20 protein-coding genes are annotated in these 23,582 nt (G+C 72.0%); 7 read left to right on the forward strand and 13 right to left on the reverse strand.

All coding sequences use genetic code 11. From position 1 onward, the window contains the following. Positions 1-35: 35 nt before the first annotated feature. The 3 genes from ACPXBU_RS15905 to ACPXBU_RS15915 form a co-directional block, all read right to left on the reverse strand. Positions 36-2,309, reverse strand: coding sequence for a TOMM precursor leader peptide-binding protein (locus tag ACPXBU_RS15905; RefSeq protein ID WP_425758605.1), 2,274 nt, complete (start codon positions 2,307-2,309; stop codon positions 36-38). 140 nt (positions 2,310-2,449) lie between these two features. Next, positions 2,450-3,475, reverse strand: a complete 1,026-nt coding sequence (locus ACPXBU_RS15910) for a hypothetical protein (protein ID WP_425758606.1) — start codon at positions 3,473-3,475, stop codon at positions 2,450-2,452. Between the two features lie 151 nt (positions 3,476-3,626). Continuing rightward, positions 3,627-6,506, reverse strand: a complete 2,880-nt coding sequence (locus ACPXBU_RS15915; RefSeq protein ID WP_425758607.1) for an AAA family ATPase — start codon at positions 6,504-6,506, stop codon at positions 3,627-3,629. Positions 6,507-7,174: 668 nt separating this feature from the next. Between ACPXBU_RS15915 and ACPXBU_RS15920 the strand changes: the two genes are divergently transcribed. Next, positions 7,175-7,795, forward strand: a complete 621-nt coding sequence (locus tag ACPXBU_RS15920; protein ID WP_425758608.1) for a hypothetical protein — start codon at positions 7,175-7,177, stop codon at positions 7,793-7,795. Positions 7,796-7,890: 95 nt separating this feature from the next. Here the strand turns inward: ACPXBU_RS15920 and ACPXBU_RS15925 are convergent, their stop codons facing one another. Continuing rightward, positions 7,891-8,811, reverse strand: coding sequence for an RNA polymerase subunit sigma-70 (locus tag ACPXBU_RS15925; RefSeq protein WP_425758609.1), 921 nt, complete (start codon positions 8,809-8,811; stop codon positions 7,891-7,893). 137 nt (positions 8,812-8,948) lie between these two features. Between ACPXBU_RS15925 and ACPXBU_RS15930 the strand changes: the two genes are divergently transcribed. Then, positions 8,949-9,662 (forward strand): DUF899 family protein, encoded by a 714-nt coding sequence (locus ACPXBU_RS15930; RefSeq protein WP_425758610.1) that lies wholly within the window; start codon positions 8,949-8,951, stop codon positions 9,660-9,662. Positions 9,663-9,775: 113 nt separating this feature from the next. Beyond that, positions 9,776-10,183 carry a hypothetical protein gene (locus tag ACPXBU_RS15935; RefSeq protein ID WP_425758611.1) on the forward strand — a complete coding sequence of 136 codons (408 nt, stop codon included), beginning with the start codon at positions 9,776-9,778 and terminating at the stop codon, positions 10,181-10,183. Positions 10,184-10,222: 39 nt separating this feature from the next. On the opposite strand, the gene ACPXBU_RS15940 is transcribed toward ACPXBU_RS15935, so the two are convergent. From ACPXBU_RS15940 to ACPXBU_RS15970, 7 genes are all read right to left on the reverse strand, one after another. Continuing rightward, positions 10,223-10,597 (reverse strand): AtzH-like domain-containing protein, encoded by a 375-nt coding sequence (locus tag ACPXBU_RS15940; protein ID WP_425758612.1) that lies wholly within the window; start codon positions 10,595-10,597, stop codon positions 10,223-10,225. A gap of 82 nt (positions 10,598-10,679) precedes the next feature. Beyond that, the gene (locus ACPXBU_RS15945; RefSeq protein WP_425758613.1) at positions 10,680-12,308 is read right to left on the reverse strand and encodes a regulator; all 1,629 of its coding nucleotides are present in this window, start codon (positions 12,306-12,308) and stop codon (positions 10,680-10,682) included. A 12-nt stretch (positions 12,309-12,320) separates the two neighbouring features. Further along, on the reverse strand, positions 12,321-13,013 hold the full coding sequence (locus tag ACPXBU_RS15950; RefSeq protein WP_393361746.1) for a cysteine hydrolase family protein: 693 nt from the start codon (positions 13,011-13,013) through the stop codon (positions 12,321-12,323). Positions 13,014-13,022: 9 nt separating this feature from the next. Continuing rightward, positions 13,023-13,712: a biuret amidohydrolase gene (locus ACPXBU_RS15955; RefSeq protein ID WP_393361749.1), complete on the reverse strand. Its 690-nt coding sequence runs from the start codon at positions 13,710-13,712 to the stop codon at positions 13,023-13,025. Positions 13,713-13,749: 37 nt separating this feature from the next. Then, positions 13,750-15,552, reverse strand: coding sequence for an allophanate hydrolase (gene atzF / locus ACPXBU_RS15960; protein WP_425758614.1), 1,803 nt, complete (start codon positions 15,550-15,552; stop codon positions 13,750-13,752). Between the two features lie 83 nt (positions 15,553-15,635). Beyond that, entirely contained in the window at positions 15,636-16,301 is a 666-nt protein-coding gene (locus tag ACPXBU_RS15965; protein WP_425758615.1) for a GntR family transcriptional regulator, read from the reverse strand. Between the two features lie 79 nt (positions 16,302-16,380). Next, entirely contained in the window at positions 16,381-16,617 is a 237-nt protein-coding gene (locus tag ACPXBU_RS15970) for a hypothetical protein (RefSeq protein WP_425758616.1), read from the reverse strand. Positions 16,618-17,344: 727 nt separating this feature from the next. Between ACPXBU_RS15970 and ACPXBU_RS15975 the strand changes: the two genes are divergently transcribed. After that, positions 17,345-18,661 carry an RICIN domain-containing protein gene (locus ACPXBU_RS15975; protein WP_393361762.1) on the forward strand — a complete coding sequence of 439 codons (1,317 nt, stop codon included), beginning with the start codon at positions 17,345-17,347 and terminating at the stop codon, positions 18,659-18,661. Positions 18,662-18,798: 137 nt separating this feature from the next. On the opposite strand, the gene ACPXBU_RS15980 is transcribed toward ACPXBU_RS15975, so the two are convergent. After that, positions 18,799-19,605: a class I SAM-dependent methyltransferase gene (locus tag ACPXBU_RS15980; RefSeq protein WP_425758617.1), complete on the reverse strand. Its 807-nt coding sequence runs from the start codon at positions 19,603-19,605 to the stop codon at positions 18,799-18,801. Next, on the reverse strand, positions 19,605-20,810 hold the full coding sequence (locus ACPXBU_RS15985) for a hypothetical protein (RefSeq protein ID WP_425758618.1): 1,206 nt from the start codon (positions 20,808-20,810) through the stop codon (positions 19,605-19,607). The genes ACPXBU_RS15980 and ACPXBU_RS15985 overlap by 1 nt, the downstream gene beginning before the upstream one ends. Positions 20,811-20,945: 135 nt before the next feature. Between ACPXBU_RS15985 and ACPXBU_RS15990 the strand changes: the two genes are divergently transcribed. The 3 genes from ACPXBU_RS15990 to ACPXBU_RS16000 all read left to right on the forward strand — a co-directional run bounded on the left by ACPXBU_RS15990 (position 20,946) and on the right by ACPXBU_RS16000 (position 23,551). Further along, complete coding sequence (locus ACPXBU_RS15990) at positions 20,946-22,190, forward strand: sensor histidine kinase (RefSeq protein WP_425758619.1); 1,245 nt, start codon at positions 20,946-20,948, stop codon at positions 22,188-22,190. Further along, positions 22,187-22,867, forward strand: a complete 681-nt coding sequence (locus tag ACPXBU_RS15995; protein WP_425758620.1) for a response regulator — start codon at positions 22,187-22,189, stop codon at positions 22,865-22,867. The genes ACPXBU_RS15990 and ACPXBU_RS15995 overlap by 4 nt, the downstream gene beginning before the upstream one ends. A gap of 69 nt (positions 22,868-22,936) precedes the next feature. Next, a complete protein-coding gene (locus ACPXBU_RS16000; RefSeq protein WP_425758621.1) occupies positions 22,937-23,551 on the forward strand; it encodes a TetR/AcrR family transcriptional regulator in 615 nt (204 codons plus the stop codon). The last annotated feature ends 31 nt before the right edge of the window (positions 23,552-23,582 follow it).

Consider the following 23,582-nt stretch of genomic DNA (forward strand, 5'->3'; position numbering starts at 1 on the left):
CGGGTCCACCATGCTGGTCATCTGCGTGTCCCTCACTAGAAGAAGACGTTCAGCGGATTGGCCGACGTCTCGTCGACGGCCAGCGGGTTCCGGCCCAGGCGGGCCGGCACGTCCCACAGCCGGCCCGGACCGAGCCGGCGCCAGAAGTGCCGCAGGCCCGGCACGACGACCTTCACGACCGCCAGGTCGACGTCCGGACGGGACTGGTCGACGACGATCACCTCCAGGCCGGCCCGCTCCGCCCGGCGTACGCACCGCCGCACGTCGTCCCCGACGTCGCCGGTGGTCAGCGCCGGGTGGTCCACGGCGGTGCGCGGCGCCCGGGTGGGATCCGGGGCCAACCAGGGCTGGTCGGCCACCCGCACGGTGCCGAACCAGCGCGCCGTGTCCGGGTCGTCGACGCCGTACCGGCTACCGGAGGTCGGTCCGGCCACGGCGGGCAGGAACTGGTTCACCTCGGTGAGCGCCCGGGTCAGCGCGACCCGCGCGTCCAGGTGCGCGCCGAAGCCGACAAGCACGTCCTCCGGCCCCGCGCCGAGCCGCCGGGACACCGCGGCGAACGTGGGTACGCCGAGGTCGGCGGTCAGGTCCAGCGCCCACAGCTCACGGCCGAGGGCGGTGGCGTGGTGGTCGACGCAGGCGGCGGTCCACGGGTCGGCGAACGAGGCGAGGTCGACCCCCGGCATCCGGGATCTGTGGTACCACCACAGGGCGACGCTGTCGCGCTCCACGAGTTCGCAGAAACCCTGCACGATCGCCTCGGACCGGGTGCCGCCGGCCGCGCAGCCGTTCGAGTCGGCCGAGCACACCCCCAGCCCGGTCAGTTCCGGATGCCCGTACCAGCAGTGCGCCGCGGGCAGCTCGCGCGGCGCCTGACGGGTCAGCGACCAGCCCGTGGTCCAGTCCAGCTCCACGTCGTCGGGCAGCGGACGGGGAACGCGGTGCAGGTGGCCCAGGTCGCGGTTGAGCCGGTCCCGGTCGGCGTACTGGCGTTCCGAGAACAGCAGCAACTCCCGCAGGTGCACCGCCCGGTCCGGGCCGAGCTGCCGGTAGGTGGCCCGGTGCACCGGGCGGTCGCCGCGCCACACCCCGCAGTAGCGCTCCACCGCCTCCCCGACCGCGCTCATCCGGGCCTGCAGGTCGGTCCGGCCCTTGCCGCCGCTCTGCCCGCGCAGGTTGCGGCGCAACGCGGCGAGCTGGCGGGGCTGGGCGAAGTTGTGCCCGGCCGAGTAGGTGTGGGTGACGCCGTTGTCGGTCGCCTCCAGCGGGGTCAGCCGACTCACCACACCCAGATACCTGCTGACGTGGTGGGCCAGCGCGGCGTACGCCTCGGCGGGTTCCCGGGTACGGGACTCCCCGCCCCGACTGGGCTGGGCGCCGCTCGGGGGCAGGTCGATCCGGGGCTCGGCCTTGCCGACCAGGTCCGGGTCACCGCAGGCGGGGCACTGCGGCTGGCGTACCAGCTGGTGGCTCTCCGTGCTCAGGTCCCGGGTGTCCAGGGCGACCATGCGGCCGGTGAGGCGCGGTGACGTGCCCCGGACGGCGAGCACGGCGAGTTCGGCGGCGAGCAGCCCGGCGGCCATGGTGGCAAGTCCGGGCAGGACCGCGCGGCCGGGCTGCGGCAGCGGAGCGGCCAGCTCCTGCCCGTCGAGGAAGGCGTTCACCTGCTCGTTCTCCTGCCACCGCTGCCGCAGGCAGGCCCAGCATCCGGTGCGGCCCGGCACCAGGTGCGGGCCGAGGAAGACGACGTTGCCGTGCGGCCGGGCCAGCATCCACGCTCGACCGGCGACCAGGTGGCGCTCGTTGACCAGCGCCAGCCGGGGGTCGAGCATCGACGACGGCAGCACCAGCACCTGGGCGGTGTCGGGGCCGAGGTCGGTCTGGTCCGGTCCGACCACCGTCACGGCGAGCCCGAGGCCGCGCAGCGCGTCGACGGTCTCGGCCACCCGGGGCGCGCCGAGGTCCACGATGGTGACCGCCCCGCCAGCCATCCACAGTTGGCCGGCCTCGGGTGGAACACCCCGGGCGTCCCAGCCGGCGGCCTCGGCCGGGGACGTGTGCGCCGGACCTGCCACCAGCAGGCCGTGGTCGCGCAGTCGGGCGAGGGCGGCGGCGACGGCGGCGACCGGGTGTCGGGTGGCCAGCCGAGCCACCACGTCGGCCAGCGGCGCGACGCCGTCGAGCTGGTCGGCCAGGTCCGCGGCGACCGGGTCGTCGATGAGCAGGCTGCGGGTCTCCCCCAGCACCACGAGCGGACCGTCGGGCAGCCGCACCGGCACGTAATCCGATCGGAAGCGCGGACGCCACATGGTTCCTCCCGAGCCTGGTGGCCGGACGGCCGGCCCCGCCGGCGATCACGGCTGCTGTCATCGTCGCGGTCCCGGGCGTCCGATCCGAGTGATGCCACAGGTTTCTGCCGCCGGCGGCGTCGTCGACGCTCGACGGCAGGTCAGCCGGCGGTGACGGTCAGCGCGGTGTCGTTGAGCCCCAGCACCGACGTGCCGGTGGCCTGCGGGGGAACCAGCAGCACGAACGTCTCCACCCGGGTGACCCGGATCGACGTGCCGCGGACCGCCGCGCGATGACCGGTGGCGATCAGATCCGGGCTCTGCGGCACCATCTGGACGGTGGCCGGGCCGCCGGGCGCGGGACGCAGCGTGTCGGTGGCGTGGATCGTCAGGAAGGTGAGCGTGCCGGTCGGCACCGCCACCGCGCAGTCCGACCACTCCGCCCGGTCCATCGTCCGCCGCGCCGCCGCGCCGACACCGGCGAGCTGCTGCCCGTAGACCTCCCAACCGCCGGCGAACTGGCCGTCGAGCAACGGGCTCGACGCGACGAGGGACCGGTTGCCCGTCGTGGAACCGATGCTGCGGGCGAACACCTCGGCGGCGAGGGCCCGGCGACTGGTCTCGTCAAGCGCGGTCCCGCCCGCCGTGGCCGGCCGGCCGTCGATGCTCCGGGCGACCACAAGCGACGGTTGGGTGACCTGGACGTTGTGGCTGAGCTTCCACTGCCCGTCGGCGCCCCGCACGAACTGGCTCACGTCGGTCGGTGCCAACTCCGAGCCGGTCAGCCGCAGAGTGGCCGTGACGAGGAAGCAGGCCGGGTCGCCGGGCGGCACCGCGAAGGCCGGGTTGATGTGCTGGAAGGACGGTTGCGTTCGTTGGTTGTAGGTGGCCCGGCGTACCGCGGCGATGCTCAGGTCCAGCGAGGGCGGGACCTCCTGGGCCCGCAACGCCTCGACGTCGCCGGCCACCGAGGCCGCCGAGTCGGCCTGGTCGAAGGCGGTGAGCACGAGCGCGGCCCGGTCCCGACCGAAGGCCGCCGAACCCTGGGGCGCCGGGGTGGCCGCGTCCACCGGCTCGCCACCACAGCCGGCCAGCACGAGCAGCGCCACCGTGGCGGCGGCGAACGGCATCGCCGGCACCGGCGCGGTGACGGTACGCGGGCTCCTGACGGATCTACTGCCCAGCATCTCGTCCTCCATCCACCACCGGTGCACGGGATTCGCGCCCGATGCAGTCGAGTATGTGAGCGGCTGTCGGGCCACGACGGTGGCGGCGCGGCCTCGTGCTGCCCGGCCTGTCGACGTCGCACGAAACGATGTCATCCGGCCCGGGAGGTGGTCATCGACCGGTGTCATCGAGCCGAGCGACCCAGGCGACCAGAGCCGACCGGGAGGCGACACCCGCCTTGCGGTAGATGCGGGTCAGGTGCGCCTCCACGGTGCGGGGGCTGATGTTCAGTTGCCGCCCGATCAGTCGGCTGGTGGCCCCGGTCGCCGCCAGCCGCGCGATGTGCCACTCCCGGTCGGTCAGGGCGGCGACCTCGCGCGGGCCGACCGGACGGGCCAGCCGCAGGGCGACCCGTTCCGTCCCGCACCACCCGGCCAGCTCCAGCGCGCGGCGGCGGGCCCGCGCCGCCAGGCCGGTCTGGTCCGCGGCCTCGGCCGCCCGGGCCAGCGAGGCCAGCGCGAGGCTGCGTCGGAGCACCATCCCGCCGGAGCGGAACAGGTCGGCCGCCGTCTCCAGGTGCGGCAGCGCCGCCAGGGCCTCGCCGCGGGCGAGCAGCACCTCGCCGTACGCGGACTCGGCGAAGCCCCGCTGCCCGGGCAGACCTACCTGGTTCGCCTCGGCCAGCGCCAGCCGCGCCTGCCGCTCGGCGTCGGTCAGGTCACCCGCGGCGAGGGCGGCGGCGCAGAGCAGCTCGAACCACCTGGGCCGGAGGGTGCTCTGGAGACGGCTCAGCCGGCTGTCGCCGCCGGCCGACCGCACCAGGTCGGCGCAGGTCGCCGGATCACCGGACAGCAGCGCCGCGGTCGCCAGGGCCGTCGCGGCGGTACGACCGCACCAGGTGGCGAGGTCGGTGGCGATGCCGGCGGCGCTGCGGGCCAGTGCCACCGCCCGGTCGTCGTCGCGCAGGTCACCACGCCACGCGGTCGCCTCCGCCTCGAACGCGAGGGCGAAGCTCAGCAGGTGGTGACTGCCGATGCGTCGGGCGACGATGCCCGCCTCGGTGGCCAGTCCGATGGCGGTGGGCAGTTGGCCGCCGTGGTAGGCCACCTGACTGCGGCCGAGCAGCAACTGGCACAGCCCGTCGTCGCGGTGCGAGGCGCGGACGAGCGTCAGCCCGCGGTCGAGGTGCCGTCCCGCGTCGGCATGCCGTTCGAGGTACAACTCGGTGAGGCCGAGCGCGGTGAGGCAGTCGGGGTGGTCCCGCACGTCCCCGTCCGGCAGCGAGTCGACGATCCGGGCACCGGCGTCGAGCAGGCCCCGGGCGTCGTCGAGCGCACCGTCGTGGACGGCGGCCAGACTCCGGACGGCCAGCAGGCCGGCCCGGTCCGCGCCGGAGCCGCCGAGATCTCCGCCGAGCACGTCGGGCAGCCCGGCCACCGGACGGCCGGCCAGGATGCCGGCGACGCCGATCTCGGTGGCGAGTCGGTAACCACCTGCGGGTCCGGCCTCGGCGGGCAGGGCGGCCAGCTCGCGTCGGCTGATCGCCGCCGCTTCGGCGTAGTTGCCGAGCAGGCGTTCCACGCGCGCCCAGAGCGCCACTGCCTGCGCCCGTCGTCCCGGCGGGTCGGCGGGGAACAGCGGCACGATCTCCTGCAGCAGCGCCCGGCTCTCGGCCAGGTCACCCGCCTCCCCGATGATCTGGGCGAGCACGAGTGACACCTCGTGGCGACGCTGCGTCAGGCCGGCCGTCGGCCGCAGCGCACGCAGCGCCAGCCGCAGCCAGCGGATGGCCAGGTCCGGTGTCTCGCACCGGACCTCCTGCGCGGCCCGGCAGAGCACTGTGACGCAGCGGTCGACCCAGCGGCCGTTCGGGAGGGCGAGCAGACGCTCCGCGTAGCGGGCCCGGTCCACGGGTGGGGCGCCCAGCTCGACAAGCGCGGTCAGCGCCCGCCCAGACGCCTCCGCCTGCCACGCCGGGTCGGTGTCCTGGGCGACGGCCATGCGCAGCACCGGGTGCCGGAAGGCGAACCGTCCGGTGCCGGGGACACGGCGGATCAGGTCGAGGCGGGCCAACCGCCAGCCGACCTCGACCGCCAGTGCCGCCGGGACCTGCGCGACCTCGGCGAGCAGATCCGTGGAGAAGGGCGCGTCGACGATCGCCCCGGCCCGTAGGCAGGCCAGGTCGACGGGGGGCAGGCCGCTCCACTCGCGGCGCAACTCGGCCACCGACGCGTCGGACAGCCGGGCACCCGGTGTCGCACGGGTCGGATCGGCGCGCGTCGAGGTGGGGTCGACCGGCAGCGCCGCCAGGTAACCGGGGATGCCGCCGGTCAGGTCGTACCGCGGGCGCACCTCCGCCTGGCCGACGCAGGGGTGCAGCAACGCGACCTCCGCGAGGCTGAGCGGTGGCAGCTCGATCCGATCGCGTGACGTCGTCGCCGCGTCGGCGTGTTCGCCGGGATCTGGTGGGCCGAACGGCATCGGGGTCGCCATCTGCCGCGGGCGGTAGACGAGCACGAGCAGCAGCGGGGCGGGCACCGGATACCGCAGCAGGTGGGCGATCAGCCCGGTGGAGGATGCGTCCGCCCAGTGCAGGTCGTCGAGGACCAGCACCAGACCGTCCCGGGCGGCCAGGCCGATCAGCCGACGGGCCAACTGGTAGGTCCGGAACCGCTGGGCGTCCGAGGCCCGCGCCGGCGCCGGCGGCACCTCGGCGGCGGACTCGGCCCAGGTCTGCCCGCCGGACCGCCCGGCACGCAGCCCGCATCGGGGTGACTGCCCCGCCGTGAAGGCGTGCCGGAACACGTGGAAGGGAACTCCTCGCTCATCCGGCGAGCAGGTCCCGACGGCCCAGGCGACGGCGGGGACGCTCCGTTCCAGTGCCTCGTGGACGAAACGCGTCTTGCCGATGCCCGGCTCCCCGACCACCTCGCACACCATTTGCCAGCCACGGTTGAGCACGGCGGCCTGGGCTCTCCTGATGTGCGCCAACTGTGGTTGCCGCCCGACGAAGCGCGGGCTTGTCGACGCGCTTTCCAGCCCAGATTTCATCACGCAGACCAGACGCCTTCCGGCACGCTCCAGGGGAATTGGAGGCACTATACCGGCGCACCGTCAATTGTCGAAAGATACCGATGCGAACGGCTCCTATTCGGCAAGTTGCACGTCCGGGCGCGGTTCTTTCCCAGGATCGCACCACACCCACCGAAACGGACCGGTCACCCAAACGGTGGAACGATGTCCCTGAACCGGCCTAAATCACCCACCCGCCGCGTCGGGGCGCCCGGGAAGCGGCGCCCCGGACGGCATGGCCCCCTGCACGGCTCCGACCAGGACAATCGGGTAATCAGCGCAGGGCGGCACCCGCCCGGATACCACCATGTTCATCGCCGCCTATGTCAATCCCGGAGCCATCAGGGCTTGCGAACTGCGCCGCCGCACGGGCCTCGACGGCGACAAATGGCCCGCACGTCTCGCATAATTGGCCACCCACTGCCGACCGTCAAGAAGTGAGCACAGCAGGAAGCGGTGACCGCAAGCACACGAAGGGACAAAAAATAAAAGCCGTAGGCGTCGCGCGGACGGAAACGGGCGGAGCACCCTCTCGGCCGATCGATGCTCGGACCACACGCGGCAGCCGGGGTGCGGCCCGCCGAGCCGTCGGCCCCAGCGCGGGACGCTGTCCACCAAGATGGACGCCGCCCGACGATAATGGCCGGGTGCTGACACCCGACGGCTGGTGGGACGCGGTAGAGCCACGGCTGCTGACGCAGATAGACGAGGCCCTGTGCACGGATCGACTGATCCAGGCGATCCTCCTCCTGCGCGGGGAAGGCGGACCGCAACCGCGACCCGGCCTGTATGAGGCACAGGATCTGCTGGTCGGGCGACGCGCCGAACTGGACCGACAGGGCCTGCTGCCGCCCGAGCCACCGCCGCCGACGACCACGCAGCTCATCGCGAAGGTCGACGCCATCGCCGCACCGATCCTCGCGGTCGAAGCCTGTTGGGACGGCGACTCCCGGGGCTGGTGCGTCGACCTGGTGGCGATCGTCAGCCGACCGGGCCGAGACCACGATCACGTCGACGAGGTGCGGTTGGCGACGCTCCGAGAGGGCAGCGACATCCGCCTGTTCAACGGGCAGGTGCCGCCGTGGCCGGAGGCGCAACAGGCGATCGAGCACGGCCAGGCGATCGCACGGCATGCCGGCGTGCCGTTCCACTTCGCCAGCCCGGAAACGCCGGACGTGGATCTGCCGCGCTGGTGGGACACCCACCCCACCGGCCGCACCGAGCACCCGGCTCAGCAGCCCGGCGGCACCCGGAGATCATCGCGTTGACCGTCGCCGAGATCCGCTGACTCCTCGACGCCTTCGTCCTCGCCCTGCCACTACCCCCAGCGCAGACTCGGCCACTGAGCTTGAGACTTGCTCGTCTAGGGCTCGAGCGTGGCGGGCATGCTGAAGGCGGCGACGTGACGGGCACCGATGAAGGCGTTGCTCTCTACGATCTTCCCGTTCTCGATCCGGAGTACGTCGACGACAAGCGCCTCATAGTGCGGGCTGCCGGGCCGGCGGAGATAGTTGATCAGTGCCGGGCGCCCGTTGGCCGAGGTGGGGAAGGTACGCCAGTCGAGCGGTCGGCCGAGGAACTCCGCGACCGCGTCGATCCCGACGACCGGCGGCTCGGGCGGCATCGTGATCCGTACGTCCTCGGCGAGCAGTGCCCGGACCGTCTCCGGGTCCTTCGCGTTGGCGTAGCGGCGCAGGATCTCTTCGTCCTCGCTGGTGAGCTGTGGGCGGCGCCAGTCCTGTGGGTCCGACGGAGCGTGCCGCCGGAGGGTGTGGCGGGCCCGCTGGAGGAGGCTGTTGACGGCCGCTACGGCGGTGTCGAGCGTGCCGGCGACCTCCTGCGGCGTCCAGCCGTAGACGTCGCGCAGCACGAAGGCCGCCCGCTGCCGCGGCGGCAGGTACATGAGCGCTGCGATCAGGGCCAGCTCGACGGTCTCCCGGGCGGCGAGACCGGTCTGCGGATCGTCGGCCAACAGGGCGTCTGGATAGGGACCGAGCTCGGTGGACCACTCCAGCGGGTCACCATACGGAATCGTCCGGCGACCGGCCGCCTTGCGGCTGTCGAGGAAGACGTTCGTGGCGATCCGGTAGAACCAGGTCCGCGCCGACGCCCGACCCTCGAAGCGGTCGCGAGCCCGCCAGGCACGCAGGAACGCCTCCTGCACCAGGTCGTCCGCGTCGGTGACGTTCCCTGCGAGGCGGTAGCAGTGCACGTGTAGCTCGCGCCGGTGCTCGTCGAAGGCGCGCTGCAGCCAGACCGCCTGCTCGTCAGGCGAGTCGGACATGTGATCTCCCCGGGGCTGAGTGGTCCTCACCACCGTACTGACGACCGCGGACCCCATCCGTCATCGGTCACCGATGACGATCGCCGACTCGGTCGTCTGTATCTGTGACCGATCCCCACTCCACGAAGGAGAGTGCCATGAGCAACCAGCCCACCAGCGCCGCCGTGCCCCCGGTCGTCGATCGGGAGACCTGGCTGCGCGAGCGCGACGAACTGCTGGTCCGGGAGAAGGCCCATACCCGCGAAGGAGACGCCATCGCGGCCGCTCGTCGTCAGCTGCCGATGACCGTGATGCCGACGGTGACGGTGCGGGGCCCCGGCGGGGACACCCCGTTGGTGGAGGTGTTCGAGGGCCGCCGGATGCTGATCGCCTACTTCCACATGTGGCACGACGGCAAGCCGCACGAGCATCAGTGTGAGGGGTGCACCTTCTCGACCTGTCACCTGCAGATGCTGGACTACCTGCACGCCCGGGACGTCACCTACGCCGTGTTCTGCCAGGGCCCCTACGAGGAAAGTGCCCCGTTCGCGGAGTTCATGGGCTACCCGTTCCCCTGGTATTCGGCGAAAGACTCCGACCCGGCTCTGGCCGACGGTCGTGACTTCGGGTTCATCGCCTGCTACCTGCGCGACGGCGACCAGGTCTACGAGACCTACTGGACCACCGGGCGGGGCGTGGAGGCGTTGATGACCAGCTACCACGCCCTGGACCTCACCGTGTACGGCCGGCAGGAGAACTGGGAGAACTCACCCCAGGGTTGGCCGCGGGTCAGTGGTCACCCGTGGCGGCTCAACGGCCGCCCCACCGCCCAATGGTCACGCCCCGGCGTGACGCCGGCGGTGACGTCCTGACGCTCGAGATGATCATGCTCGGGTCGGCCGCGGTGTCGGCCTGCTGCTGCGTCGTGCCGCGGGCGGGCGCGTCCCGCAGGGCCCGGATGCTCGCGGGTGCGATGGTGGCTGTCATGGTCGCGGTGACCCTCGACGCCGCACCGGTTGTGCAGTACGCGGGCGCGCTGCTGCTGCTCACCTTCGCGGTGGCACTCGTCACCAGCGGTCCGACCGAGCGCGGCCCGCAGGTGGAGTGGCACCGTACGGCCGGGGCCGTGCTCATGGCGCTCGCCGTGTTGATGCATCAACATGGCGGGTCGATGGCTGCCCACCACATGGCCGCCGGGCCCCGGATGGACCACGGCACCGTCACCGGCCATGACGCGGCGCTCGTGTTGCTACGCGCCGCCACGGCGGCTTACCTCTGCTCGATGACGGCCGTACTCGTCCGGCTGCGCAATCGACCGATCACGGACCTGCTCCGTTGGGAGCACCTGGCCATGGGGGCAAGCCTCGCGACCATGATCTTTTTCATGAGCTAGCCGAGTAGGCCAGCCGGCAGATCAAGTGACGTTGCACCACTAGGGCGCGACGGAGACGTGGGCGGTGACGATCCGCCAGCCGCCGGGCAGGCGGACCCAGGTCTGGGTCTGCCGCCCGGTGGCGTCGGCGTCGGCGTACCCGAATCGGGTCGTCACGACCGCCAGGTCCGGGCCGAACGTGGTGACCACCGGGTCGACCAGCCGCCGACCGGCCGGCAGCGGTGGCTGCGCGGCCCGCCACTTGCGCTGCTCGTCCAACCCGTACTGATGGTCGGCGATGCCGAAGCGCACGGTCTGGTCGGAGTCCCAGAAGTACCCGCAGATCTCCTCGGCGTCACCATCGGCCAGCGCCCGCTCGTAGGCGGCGAAGGCCGCCGTCACCTCGGCGACCACGTCCGTCCGGTCGATCTCCATGCGGTACGTCCCTTCGATCCGGTGGGTCGGGAACTGGCCGGCCCGGTCGGTGGCCGGGAGGCCTCCGACCGGGCCCGCCGGCTCAGCCGCTCAGCGCCGACGTCCGCCGCTCGCCGTCGGTCCGATCGCTGCCGACGTCAGCCGGGCCGTGCTCCCGGTCCAGTGCGGCCTCCTCCGGGTCGGGCTCGCGGGGTGTGGGGCGACCCAGCGCGAAGACCGCGCAGATCGCCGCGACGAGGAGGTAGCCGAGTGCCACCTGACCGTTGGCGTTCCACTCGATCCGCTCGCCGTGGATCAGCCCGATGAACGACAGCACCGCTCCGGTGCCGGCGAAGATCGCGGCCCGGACGAACCGTTTGTCGATGATGAAGACCACCACCGCGCCGAGCACCAGGCCGGCGAGGATCGCACCCTGACCGAGCACCAGCAGCCCGTCGTAGATCACCCCCGCGCCGTTGAGGGCGTCGTCGCCGACCGCGGCGGCGGTGGTGCCGGCCGCCGCCAACGCGTTGTCGATCTGCCCGGTCGCCCAGGCCGCGATGTTGGGGATCAGCGCGGCGACCACGGCGGCGGCGTGCGCCCGGGGGGTCGCCTGGAACGCCTGCGCCCCGATCAGCAACCCGATGTAGAGCAGGATCGGCACGATGGCCGCCGTCGGGAAGATCGCGCCGAGCAGCCCGAACATGCCGAGGAAGCAGAGCACCGCGATCACCACACCGGTCGCCATCGAGTAGCCGCTGCGTCCACCGGCCGCCTTCCACCCCGGGTGTCCGACGTAGACGGCCGGCGGGAAGGGCGAGCCCAGCGCGGCCCCGATCACCGCGCCCGCACCGTCGGCCAGCAGCACACTGCGCAGGTTGTAGTTGTCCCCCGCGGTGGCGGCGCTCTCCACGTTCGTCATGCCCTCGGTGAAGTTGTAGACACCGAGCGGAATCGCCGTCGCCAGCAGCGGCGCCATGTCGGCCAGCCCGGTGAAGAGCAGGTCCAGCTTGAACGAGGGTACGGCGATCGCGATGTCCCGGGCCGCAGCCGTCACGTCCGGCACCGACATCGCACCGCCGGCCCAGCCGATCGCGGTGCCGAGCAACAGCGCGGCGAGCCCGATCGGGAAGTTGAACGGCAGCTTCACGTCGGTGAGCAGACCGATCAGCAAGAGCGCGAGGACCGGGAGGGCGACCCAGGCCATCCGCCACATCTGCCCGGCCGGGTTCATCGAGATGAACGTGATGGAGATCCCCGCGAGGGTGCCGAGCAGCGCGGCCCGGGGCGCGTACCGGCGGATGTAGGGCCCGACGAACGCGCCGATCAGCACGATCACGCCGATGATGAAGGCCCACGCCAGCCCGGCCTCCCAGGCCCGTACGGGATCCTGGGTACGCAGGTAGATCGGCAACATGATGACGAAGATGACGATGAACATGTGCGGCACGCTCGGCCCGTACGGCAGGGCCGTCACGTCGGTGCGGTTCTCCCGTCGGGCCAGTCGGCGGGCCAGATGGGTGTAGTAGATGTTGCCGGCGACCAGGGCGATGCCCAGCGCCGGCAGGATGGTGCCGAACACCTCCCCCTCGGGAAGGTTCACCACGGCGAGGCAGAGCCCGGTCAGGGTGAGCACGTTTACCAGAACGTTGACGCCGAAGCCGAAGAAGGCGTTGGTGTCGCCGCGTACCCAGTACGGGAGCGGGGCGACGGTGGGCTTTGTCGAGACCATGGCTGCTCCCGGTCAGGAAGAGGGTTGCAACACTCCGGTGGTGGGCAGCGCGGCGCGTACCTGCGCCGACTCGGCGACCCACCCGAAGATCCCGCCCTGGGCGGCGATCATGTCGAGCCCGACCCGCTGGAACTCGGGGAAGTAGGACCCGACGCAGTCCGCGAGCACGAGACACTCGTACCCGCGGTCGTTGGCCTCCCGGACGGTCGTGTGCACGCACACCTCGGTGGTGACCCCGGTGACCAGGAGACTGCGGATGCCCCGCTTCACGAGCAGGGCGTCCAGTTCGGTGGCGTAGAAGGCGCCCTTGCCGGGCTTGTCGATGACCGGCTCGTCGGGCAGCGGGGCCAGCTCGTCGATGATGTCGTGGCCGTACTCGCCGCGGATGAGGATCCGGCCCTTGGGTCCGGGGTCACCGATCCGCCTGCTGGGCGCTCCGCGGCTGAGCTTGGCCGGCGGGCAGTCGGACAGGTCGGGCAGGTGCCCCTCGCGGGTGTGCACGATTGTCAGGCCGACGGCGCGGGCGTCGGCCAGCAGCGCCGCGAGCGGCGCGATGGTACGACGCAGTTGGCCGACGTCGTTGCCCAGGCTCGCACCGAACCCGCCGGGTTCCAGGAAGTCGCGCTGCATGTCGATGACGAGCAGCGCCGTGGTCGAGAGGTCGAAGGTGTACGGGCCGGGCCGTGCGGCGGGGATGGTCAACATGGGCACACCTCACTGGGCCGTGGCGGCGATGACGTCGTCGGATGTGGTGACGCAGCCGAAGACGCCGCCCTGCATGGTGACCATGTGCAGTGCGGCGTCGTGGTTGGCCTTGTCGGTGGCGCCGGTGCAGTCGGAGAGGATCAGGCACTCGTAGCCCCGGTCGTTCGCCTCGCGCATCGTGGTGTGCACGCAGACGTCGGTGGTGATGCCGGTGAGGATCAGGTGCGTGATGCCCCGGGTACGCAGCACCAGGTCGAGGTTCGTGGCGTAGAACGCGCCCTTGCCCGGCTTGTCGATGATCACCTCACCGGCCACCGGGGCGACCTCGGGCACGATCTCCCAACCCGGCTCGCCCCGGACCAGGATCCGGCCGGCCGGACCGGCCGCTCCGATCTCGGCGCCGATGCGCGCCGACCGCCACCGCTTGTTCGCCGGCAGGTCCGACAGTTGCGGGTCGTGCCCCTCCCGGGTGTGCACGACGAGCATTCCGAGCGATCGGGCGTGCTCCAGCAGCCGGGCGGTGGCCGGCAGACCGGCCCGGGTGAGGCCGATGTCGTAACCCATCGCGTCGACGTAGCCGCCCGGCCCGCAGAAGTCGGTCTGCCAGTCGATACAGAGCAGTGCGGTACGCGCGGTGTCCGCCGCGCCGTCGTACGGCCACGGGTAGGGGTTGGCCGGTACCGGCCCGATGGTGCCCATCCTCTCGCCTCCTGTCGTGATCGCTGGTGCTGGCACGTCAGCGCCGGGTGGCGGCGCGCCGGTAGGCCCGCCACCCACCGGTGGCGCTGATGTCCTCGGCCGGTGGGCCGACGGCGTACGCCTCGCAGAGGAAACCGAGCACGTCGCGCCCGTCGTCGAGCCGGATCCAGCCGAGCGAGAGTGGGGTCGGGACCCCGGCCAGCAACCCGCCGACCGCGGCACCGGGCAGTCGCCACAGCTCGACCTCGATCGGATGGCCCGCCGGTCCGTCCGGCGCCACCCGAACCAGGCCGGGCAGTCCCTCGCCGTCGGGCGTGTCCATCCGGAAGAGCCGGTAGAGCGGCGCGGTGCGGGCGGTGTCGACGAGGGCGCCACCGTGTCCGACCAGTTCACCGTTGCGGGACTCGCCCGTCAGGTGCCGACCCACCACGGCGATCAGCAGTTCCACCGGGCGCTGTGCCGGTGGTGGGTTGACCTCGACCGTGCGGGTCGGTGCGCTGCCGTCGGTGAGGGTGGCGGCCAGCCGGGCCAGGGTGGTGTCGCTGAACGCCGGGCCGATGAGGGTCAGGCTCGCCGGGCGGCCGGTGCTGGTGAACCCGTTGGGTACGGTCACCGCGGCCAGGTCGAGCAGGTTCGCGAACTGGGTGTAGCGGCCGAGCATGGCGTTGCGCCCGATCGGGTCCTCGGCGATCTCGTCGAGCGTGAACGTGGTGCCGACGGTGGGCACGACCAGCACGTCGATGTCCTGCCAGAGCGTGTCGACCTGTGCGCGCAGCTCGCGCAGGCGGTGCTGGCCCCGGAACGCGTCGATCGCGTCGTAGCGCCGCCCGGTCTCCAGCACGGCCCGGGTGACCGCGAGGACCGACTCGGGATGCGACCGCAGGAAGCCGTCCAGCGCGACCAGCCGTTCGGCCACCCAGGGTCCCCGGTAGAGCAGGTCGCCGGCCTCGAAGAAGTCGCCGAGCGGCACGGACCGTGGGGTCCCGACGAAGGTGCGCAGCCGTTGCACCCCGGCGACGAACCGGGCCTCCTGCCCGGCGTCGCCGAAGAACTCGAGGTCTTCTGCCCGGGGCACCCCGAGGCGTAGCGTCCCCGGCATGCGGGCAACCACCCGCTCCTCCGGCAGCGGACGCCCCCACGGGTCGGCCGCCGTGACGCCACGGGCCGCGTGCAACACCTCGACGGCGCCGGCGACGTCGGCGGCGAAGACCGACACGCAGTCCAGCGAGCGGCAGGCCGGGACCACGCCGGCCGCGCTGAGCAGGCCCCGGGTCGGTTTGAGGCCGACGATCCCGTTGAGCGCCGCCGGCACCCGACCGGAGCCGGCGGTGTCCGTACCAAGGGCGAAGCTGACCTGGCCGGCGGCGACCGCGACGGCCGAGCCGGAGCTGGAGCCACCGGAGATCAGCCCGCCGCCGAAGACGCTCTCGCCGCTGCCGTACGGCGAGCGCGCGCCGGTCAGGCCGGTGGCGAACTGGTCGAGGTTGGTCTTGCCGACGAGCATCGCACCGGCGTCGAGCAGCCGGCGCACCACCGGCGCGTCCTCGGCGGCCCGGTACCCGAAGTCGGGGCAGCCGGCGGTGGTGATCATGCCGGCCACGTCGATGTTGTCCTTGACCGCGAACGGGATCCCGTACAGCGGCAGCGCGGGATCACCGTGGCGGGTCAGCGACTCGGCGCGTGCGCGCAGGCGATCGGCCGGGACGGTGCTGATCCAGACCGGACCGTCGGCACGCCCGGCCAGTCCATCCAGGACGCGCTCGGCCTGGGCCGCCGGGGTCAGGCCACCGTCGCGGTACGCCGACCGAAGCTCCGACATGGACTCTGCTGGCTCTGGCATACAGTCGATTGTCGACCGAACTGTTACGAGAACCAGCGCGCTGTGTAACGACGACATGACGGCACTCCGGCCGCTCTGCCCGCCTAACCGAGGTACGAGCGCGCTCCGTGCCCGGCGAGCACGGAGAGCACCTCCTCCGGATCTCCCCCGGCGACCGCCTCGAACAGCCGCTCGTGCCGGTGTACCCCGTCCAGCGGCTGCGCCAGCTCCGCCTCCCGGCGCAGATTGATCGCCATGTAGAGCTGCAACTTCACCAGGATCGACCCGTACACGGCGGAGAGCTGACGGTTACCGGCGAGCGCCACAAGCGCGACGTGGAACTCCCGATGCGACTCGGCGACCGCCATCCGGTCACCGGCCCGGGTCGCCTCCCGCATCCGGTCCAGGGTCGCCCGCAACCCGGCCAGGTCGCCCTCCCGGCCGACCGGGATCCCGGCCCGAACCGAGACCTGCTCCAGGACGTCCCGCAGCTCGTACAGCTCCCGCACGTCGCGGTCGGACAGGGTGGCCACCCGGACGCCCCGCCGCGGCACGTGCTCGACCAACCCCTGCTGGGCCAGCAACCGCAGCGCCTCCCGCAACGGAGCCCGGCTGATGCCCAGCCGCCGAGTCAACTGCTCCTCCACCAGGCGTTCGCCCGGGTCGCTCTTGCCGCTGAGGATCTCCCGGGTCAGCCGGGAGACGGCGAGGTCCACCAGACTGACACTCTCCAGCTCACCATCCACCGACGATGCGGCCACGTCGTTCACGCCGATGAGTCTGCCACCTGCCCCCGGGCCGTCCCGTGCTCGGCTCTGGAGTCGTGCGGGACGACGGGGCCGTCGCGGGTCACCCGTCGCCGGCGGCGCGCTGGCGGGCGGCCTCGGCATCCGCGGCGCCGGTCGGCACGCCGTCGCTGTCGCGGGAGGCGTGGGACAGGTCCACGTCGGCTCCGGTCCGGGCGGCGTCGGCCCTCGCGTCGTCCGCGCCGACGATCTCTCCGCCAGAGTCGGCACCCGCGCCGTCGTCGTCGATGAGCTGTTCGGGGGCGGCAAGTGCGAACGGTACATACCTGGGGTCGGTCATCTCGTCCTCCTCCGGGGTTGCCTGTGTGCTTCCCTACCGCTACCCCGAGGAGCGCTCGACACACCCTCGACCATGCCGCCGGGGTCTGTTCGGTGCCAGCGTCCAGATGCGAGCCCCGTCTACCCGACCCCTGCGGACCCGATCTCACTCCTTGGTGCGCGATCGACGACTCATAGTGACTGAGGTCAATCGCTCAGTCTGGGGAAGGGCGACCGGAGAACGGACTCGCTCCGATGCTCTGACCTGCGGATCGTTACCGCACAGGGCACCCCGAGTCACCGAATCTGACCACTGGTCAGCACCACGTCAGGCAACGACGTCATACGTCAGACGATGATGCTAATCTATTTCGGCGCGGTAAACGGATCTCGACTGCGGAAGGATCACGATGCCATCGGATCGGTCGACAGTCAGCTCCGCGTGCACGCGTCATACCCGCGTACGGGCGGCCAGCAACATCCCCACGGTCGCGGCAGGACGCACAGTCGTCGTGCCCGGACGACAGGCGAGCGCCGCCGCGCCGCCCGTCCCCGCCCATGCGGACGTCGGCATCGCCGCGTCCCGCCACGCCGTCCCCTGCTGGCCGCTGTCCCGACAACCACAACGGGACGTCCGCCCAGCCGCGTGTCACCGACGCGGGTAAAGAGCCACATCGTCAGCAACGCAAACCTGAGGAGGTTTGACTGTGCCACTTCGAAAACTCTCCACCCCCTGGATAGGGGCGGCCATGGCCGCCATGATGCTCGTCGCCGTCGGTGCGTACGTCATCATGACCGGCGCATCGGCGTCCGCCGCCACCACCGCCGGCTGCGGCAAGGCACCCGGATTGAGCAGCGGCAACCACACCATCCAGAGCAGCGGAAAGAGCCGCAGCTTCATCCTTCGGCTGCCCGACAACTACGACAACACCTATGCCCACCGGCTGGCCTTCGGGTTCCACTGGCTGGGTGGCACCTCGAGTCAGGTCGCGGGCGGCGGCTCCGACGGAGCTCCGTGGGCCTACTACGGCATGCTCTCCCAGGCGAACAACACGACGATCTTCGTCGCCCCGCAGGGCATCGGCGGCGGCTGGGGCAACGCCAACGGTGAGGACGTGACCTTCACCGACGACATGATCCGCATGATCGACAACGCGCTCTGCGTGGACACCACCCAACGTTTCTCGGTCGGGTTCAGCTACGGCGGCGCGATGAGCTACTCGTTGGCGTGTTCCCGGCCGAACGTGTTCCGCGCGGTCGCGGCGATCGCGGCCCCCGGCGCGATCAGCGGGTGCAGCGGCGGCACCCAGCCGGTGGCGTACCTGGGGATTCACGGCATCAACGACAACATCGGGAGCGGACGGTCGCTGCGCGACAGGTTCGTCCGGAACAACGGCTGTGCCGCGCAGACCCCGCCGGAGCCGAGGGCGGGCAGCCTGACCCACATCACCACCGCCTACTCGTGCCAGCCCGGATACCCGGTGGTCTGGGCCGCGTTCGACGGTGGCCACCAGCAGGGGCCTGTCGACGGGTGTGCCGGCTGTGAGAGCGGCGCGCGGAGTTGGGTCAAGCAGGAGGTGTGGCGGTTCTTCAGCCAGTTCGGGTCCGGCGTGCCGCCCACCAGCGCACCGCCCACCACCACTCCCCCGCCGTCGAGCCCGCCGCCGGGTGGTCAGCAGAACGTGCAGATCGTGGGTAACCAGTCCGGCCGCTGCGTCGACGTTCCCGGTTCCAGCACCACGAACGGGGCCCGCCCGGCGCTGTGGGACTGTCACGGTCGCACCAACCAGCGCTGGACCCACACCTCCAACCGCGCCCTGACCGTCTACGGCAACAAATGTCTGGACGCCAGCGGGGCGGGCAGCAGCAACGGCACCGCTGTCATCATCTGGGACTGCAACGGCCAGTCCAACCAGCAGTGGAACCTGAACTCCAACGGCACCATCACCTCGGCCCAGTCGGGGCTCTGCCTCGACGCCGTCAACTCCGGCACGGCCAACGGAACGCAACTGCACCTCTGGGCCTGCCAAGGCAGCGCCAACCAGCAGTGGAGCACGCGCGCCTAGTACCGCATCCGGCCTCTGCCGGCGACGCGCCGCCCGGGTTCCGTCCCGGGCGGCGCGTCGCGTCGAAGAGAACGCGCACCGGTTGACCCGGCGTCCTCAACGGCGGGTGGCGTGGTGCAGCGCGGCGTCGGCCCGGGTCACGGAATCACCGCTGCTGCCGGTACGGCCGTCGTGAGCAGGTATTCCGCCTCCAACCGGAAGCGACCGCCGTCGGCGACCCCACGGTCGCGGACGAACGAGCGCAGGTCGGCGCGCAACGCCTCCCACCGGCCCTGGGCGACGAGCCGTTCCCGTTCGGCGACGACGTGCCCGGCGGTGTCGATGAGCAGGCTGGTCGCCGCGTCGGCGTCGGCGAAGCTCAAACCCAACCGGTGGACGACAGTCGACGTGATCCGCAGGTCGGCGGCCGCCAGGAGCTGTCCGACGAGCGTGGCGTCGCCCCACCGGCTCGGCGGGGCACTTCCGGCCGGGGGTGGTGGAAGATATCCGCCGAGGACCTGACCCATGGCCGGCAACAGACTGCCAGGTGTCCACGCGGCCAGCAGGACTCGGCCCGACGGGGCACACACCCGGCCCAGTTCTCGGGCCGCCGCTTCGTGGTCGTTCGCGTAGATCACGCCGAACACCGACAGGACCACGTCGGCCGAGTCGTCGGGCAGCGGTAGGCGGCCCGCGTCGCCGACCCGCCAGTCGACCGCCAGGCCGTCATCCGTGGCGCGACGCCGGGCCATGTCCACAAGCGTGGGCTCCAGGTCCACCCCGACGGTACGGGCGCCGCGCCGTGCGGCAAGTATCGCCGCGTTGCCCGTACCGGTGGCCACGTCGACCACCCGGTCGTCCGGCCCCGGCGCGGCGGCCGCCACCACGGCTTCGGCGGCCGGCATCAGCCGCCGTGCCATGGCCGGATAGTCGCCGGCCGCCCACGTGGTCACGAATGCGCCCATCACGCCTCCCTCGTCGCGGAACCGCTCGTCGTGACGAGTGTGCACACACGGCATGCGGGGCGTCGCCGGTACCAGTAGGCGAGGGTGGCGGCGGCGAGCAGGAGCCCCCAGAGCGGGAAGGGCATCAGCAGGACCAGGAGATGATCCGAGAGGTCGGTGCCAGCGCCGAAGGACTGCTGCACCAGCGAGTGACCGGCGATGCACATCATGAGGGCCACGACCAGTCCGGGTACGACCGCCGCGTGGACGGGTACCGGCCGACCCCCGAGGAATGGCAGTGAGCGTGGGAAGACCTCGCCGCGGGGCCGGATCAGTCCGAGGGTCAGCCAGGTACCGGCCTCGCCGGCGACCGCGAGGGCCAGTCCGAAGATGCGCAGACCCGGATGCGCGGCGAGGGTGTCGGCGCTCTCCCCGATGGGCCAGGGCGTCAGCCAGCTCAGTCTGGTCACCACGTACGGCAGTGGGCACAGGGCAGCGGACCAGGTCAGGACGCGACCCCAAGACGATGCGGACGCTGGTGTCGTCCAGGCCGCTCCGGGCCGACCACAGGACTGGCAGTGGCCGCGGTGGTGTCGCAGGAGACGGACCAGCACCGCGGCCCAACAGGCGCCGACGGCCAGGGATCCGAACACGACGAACGGCCGGTATCCGATCGGTTCGGCGTCGCGGGCGATGTAGCCCAACCACAGCAGCAGCGCGACGAAGGCCGCCGCTCCGACGGCGATGCCACCGACGCCCGCGGCGCGACCGCTGCGTGGCCTCGCCGACCTGAACAGGCGCGTGGCCAGTGCGGCGGTGATCGCGGCAGGCACTGCCAGCGTCATCAGGTACGCGGTGATGGTGAGTACCTGAATGTCGGGAACCAGGAAGCCGAGCAGCGTCGCCGCGACGGCAGCGACCACGATGCCGCCGACCCGGACCGCCGCGCCGGCCCGGCCGCTGCGGAGCAGGCTGGCCAGCGCCAGCCCGACGACGCCGGCTGTCAGGGCGAGCGCGACAGCCGTGTCCGACGGCACGTAGGTCATGAGGGACAGGTCCGCGAACCGGTCCTGCGGGCCGAACGGATAGCTGCTGGGGCGCAGCCACCACAGGACCCCGACAGCGACCAGCAAAAGGGACCCGACCAGGACGCCGGCCTCCGGCCAGCCGGCGACATATCGATGGTGCCGTGACGCCGGGGCGTCATCCGTCAGTGCCGCGTGCATCTCTGCCTCCCCGTGGATGAGCCGGCCACGCCCGTGACCGGCATCGTGACGCCAGGATCTCCGCGCTCGGGAACCCGTCGCCATCTGCCGATCGGCAGATACCGGCCGGCGACGCGGCGCGGTTACCGTGAACTCGTGATCTCGCTGAGCGCACCGGGAGTCCGGTCCGGGCGGCACTCCCTCGGCCGTACGGCACGAGCGAGCCTGGCGATCGGCGCCTGCCTCGCTGTCGTCGTACCGGCCGGTTTCTGGGGTCCGGGTGGCCACCCAGCGCTCGCCGTCGCGGCGGCGGTGGCCGTTGCGACGCTCGCCGGGCACGCGGCGGTCTGGCCGCGCGCCCGCCACCTGGTCGGCGTGAGCAGCGGCCTGGTGTCCGTGCTGTCCCTCGGCACGGTGGCGCTGTGGCACCACGGCGGCGCTCCGATGCCGGCGGGGCCCTGGCCCCTGCTGACCACGGCGGTCCTGATCGCCTACCTCGCCCTGGTGTGCCGGGTGGCGACGTCACGCATCTCCGTACTGACCGTCGCCGTGGCGATTCTCGCGGAGAGTCTGCTGGCCGTCCCGATCACCGGCGCCGCCGAGCTGGGTTGGCGCGACCGCGTCGCGGTCTGCGTCTTCTGGTCGTCGGCCGGGTTCGCCGGCATCGCCGCCGGCCGGTACCTGCGCCGCCTCGACGAGGCCCGGGTACGCGCGGTACGGCTGGCCCGCCGGGCGCAACGCGTCCAACTCGCCACCGACCTCCACGACTTCGTCGCCCACGACGTCAGCGCCATGGTGATCCAGGCGCAGGCTGGGCGCATCCTGCTCGACGAGGGCGTCGACGTCGCCGACGTGCTCCAGGCCATCGAAGCCGACGGCACCCGCGCGTTGAACGCGATGGACCGCACCATTCGGCTGCTCCGCGAGCTGGAGGACGTCACCGGCGCGGTCCGTACGCCCCTGCCGGATGCCAGCGAGCTGCCGGATCTGATCCAGCGGTACGCGGCCGCCTGGGACGGGCCCGTCACCGTCGCTGTCGATCCGGGGCTCGAATCCTCGTTGCTGCCCGAGGCGAGCACGACCGTCTACCGCGTGGTTGTCGAAGCGCTCACGAACGTGCGCCGCCACGCCCACCCCGGCGCCGCCGTCGACGTACGGCTGGGCCGCAACCTCGGAGGCGTCACCGTGACCGTGACGAACAGCTCGCCCGCCGACCAGCAGAGCCCCGTCGCGGTCCACGGTCCACGCGACCCGGTGCGACGGCACAGCGGCACCGGGCTGAACGCCCTGGCCGAACGGGTGGACATGCTCGGTGGCACGCTCGACTACGGGGCGCACCCGCCCTCCGGTTGGCAGTTACGCGTCGACCTGCCCGCCGACGTGCTGCGGGCGGCAGCATGACAATCCGCGTGCTCCTCGCCGATGACCAGCACTCCGTTCGCTTCGGGTTCCGCACCATCCTGGGGGCCGCCCCGGACATCGAGGTCGTCGGCGAGGCCGCCGACGGGGCGACGGCGCTGGCCCTGACCGAGCGACTGCGTCCCGACGTCGTCATCGCCGACATCCGCATGCCCGGGATGGACGGACTCGAACTCACGCGCAGGCTCTGCGCGGCCGACGCTCCCGTCGCCGCCCGGGTCGTGGTGGTGACCACGTACGACCTCGACGCCTACGTGCACACCGCGCTCCGCCACGGCGCCAGCGGATTCCTCGTCAAACACTCCGGGCCGGCGCTTCTCACCGAGGCGGTCCGCGCCGCGGTGGCCGGCGACGCGTTGATCAGCCCCACCGTGACGGTCCGGCTGCTCCGCGAACTCTCCAGGGCCACCGCCGCGCCCGGCCGTACACCGGAGCCGGCGCTGTCCGACCGCGAGATGGAGATCGTCTCCCTGGTGGCCGACGGCCTGACCAACCCCGAGATCGGCACCAGGCTGTTCATCACCACCGGAACCGTCAAGACCCACCTGGCCAGCGTCCACCGCAAGCTGGGGGTGCGAAATCGGGTCGGCATCGCCCAGTGGGCCTGGGAGACCCGCACCCATACGCGGCTGCCCGGAGCACCGGGCGAGCAACGCTGACAACCTGGATCGAAACTGCCCTGTAGGCAAACTTGCCTTCAGGGCAATCACGTGGGTACTGTTTCTCCCATGCCGGAGGAAGCATCGTTCGGGCTGCGCGAGCGCAAGAAGCGCGACACCCGCAAGGCGCTCAGTGATGCCGCTCTCGAGCTGATGTTCGAACGCGGCCTCGACAACTTCGTCCGGGAGGACGTCGCGGCGCGAGCCGGGGTGTCCCTACGGACGTTCAGCAACTACTTCGCCAGCAAGTACGACGCGCTGGCCTACCGGGTCAACCACCGCATCCACCGCAGCGCCGAGCTGTTGCGCACCCGCCCGGCTGCCGAACCGCTGTGGACCGCGATCGCCGAGGCCCTGATCGAGCCGCTGCGCGACGACGGCGTCCCGTTCGGCCGGCCGACCGACGAGCAGATCCTCGAGATCCGCAAGCTCAACGCGACGCCGGAGATGCAGGTCGCCCTGGCCCGCAACACCATCGACGACCTGGTCGAGGCGATCGCCGAGCGCACCGGCACCGACCCCAAGCTCGATCTGTATCCACGGCTGGTCGCCAACGTCACGATCGGCGCCGTCAACGCGGTCCTGCACCGTTACGTGCAGACCGACCCGACGGTGGCGATGTCGCGGGTGCTCCGCGAGGTGTTCGACGGCATCGCCGAAGGGCTTCCTCCACCACCTACGTAAGCCGACTTTTCCCTTTTCGACGGCGGACGGG

This window comes from Micromonospora sp. DT231, assembly GCF_049847025.1.
Classification (GTDB): domain Bacteria; phylum Actinomycetota; class Actinomycetes; order Mycobacteriales; family Micromonosporaceae; genus Micromonospora.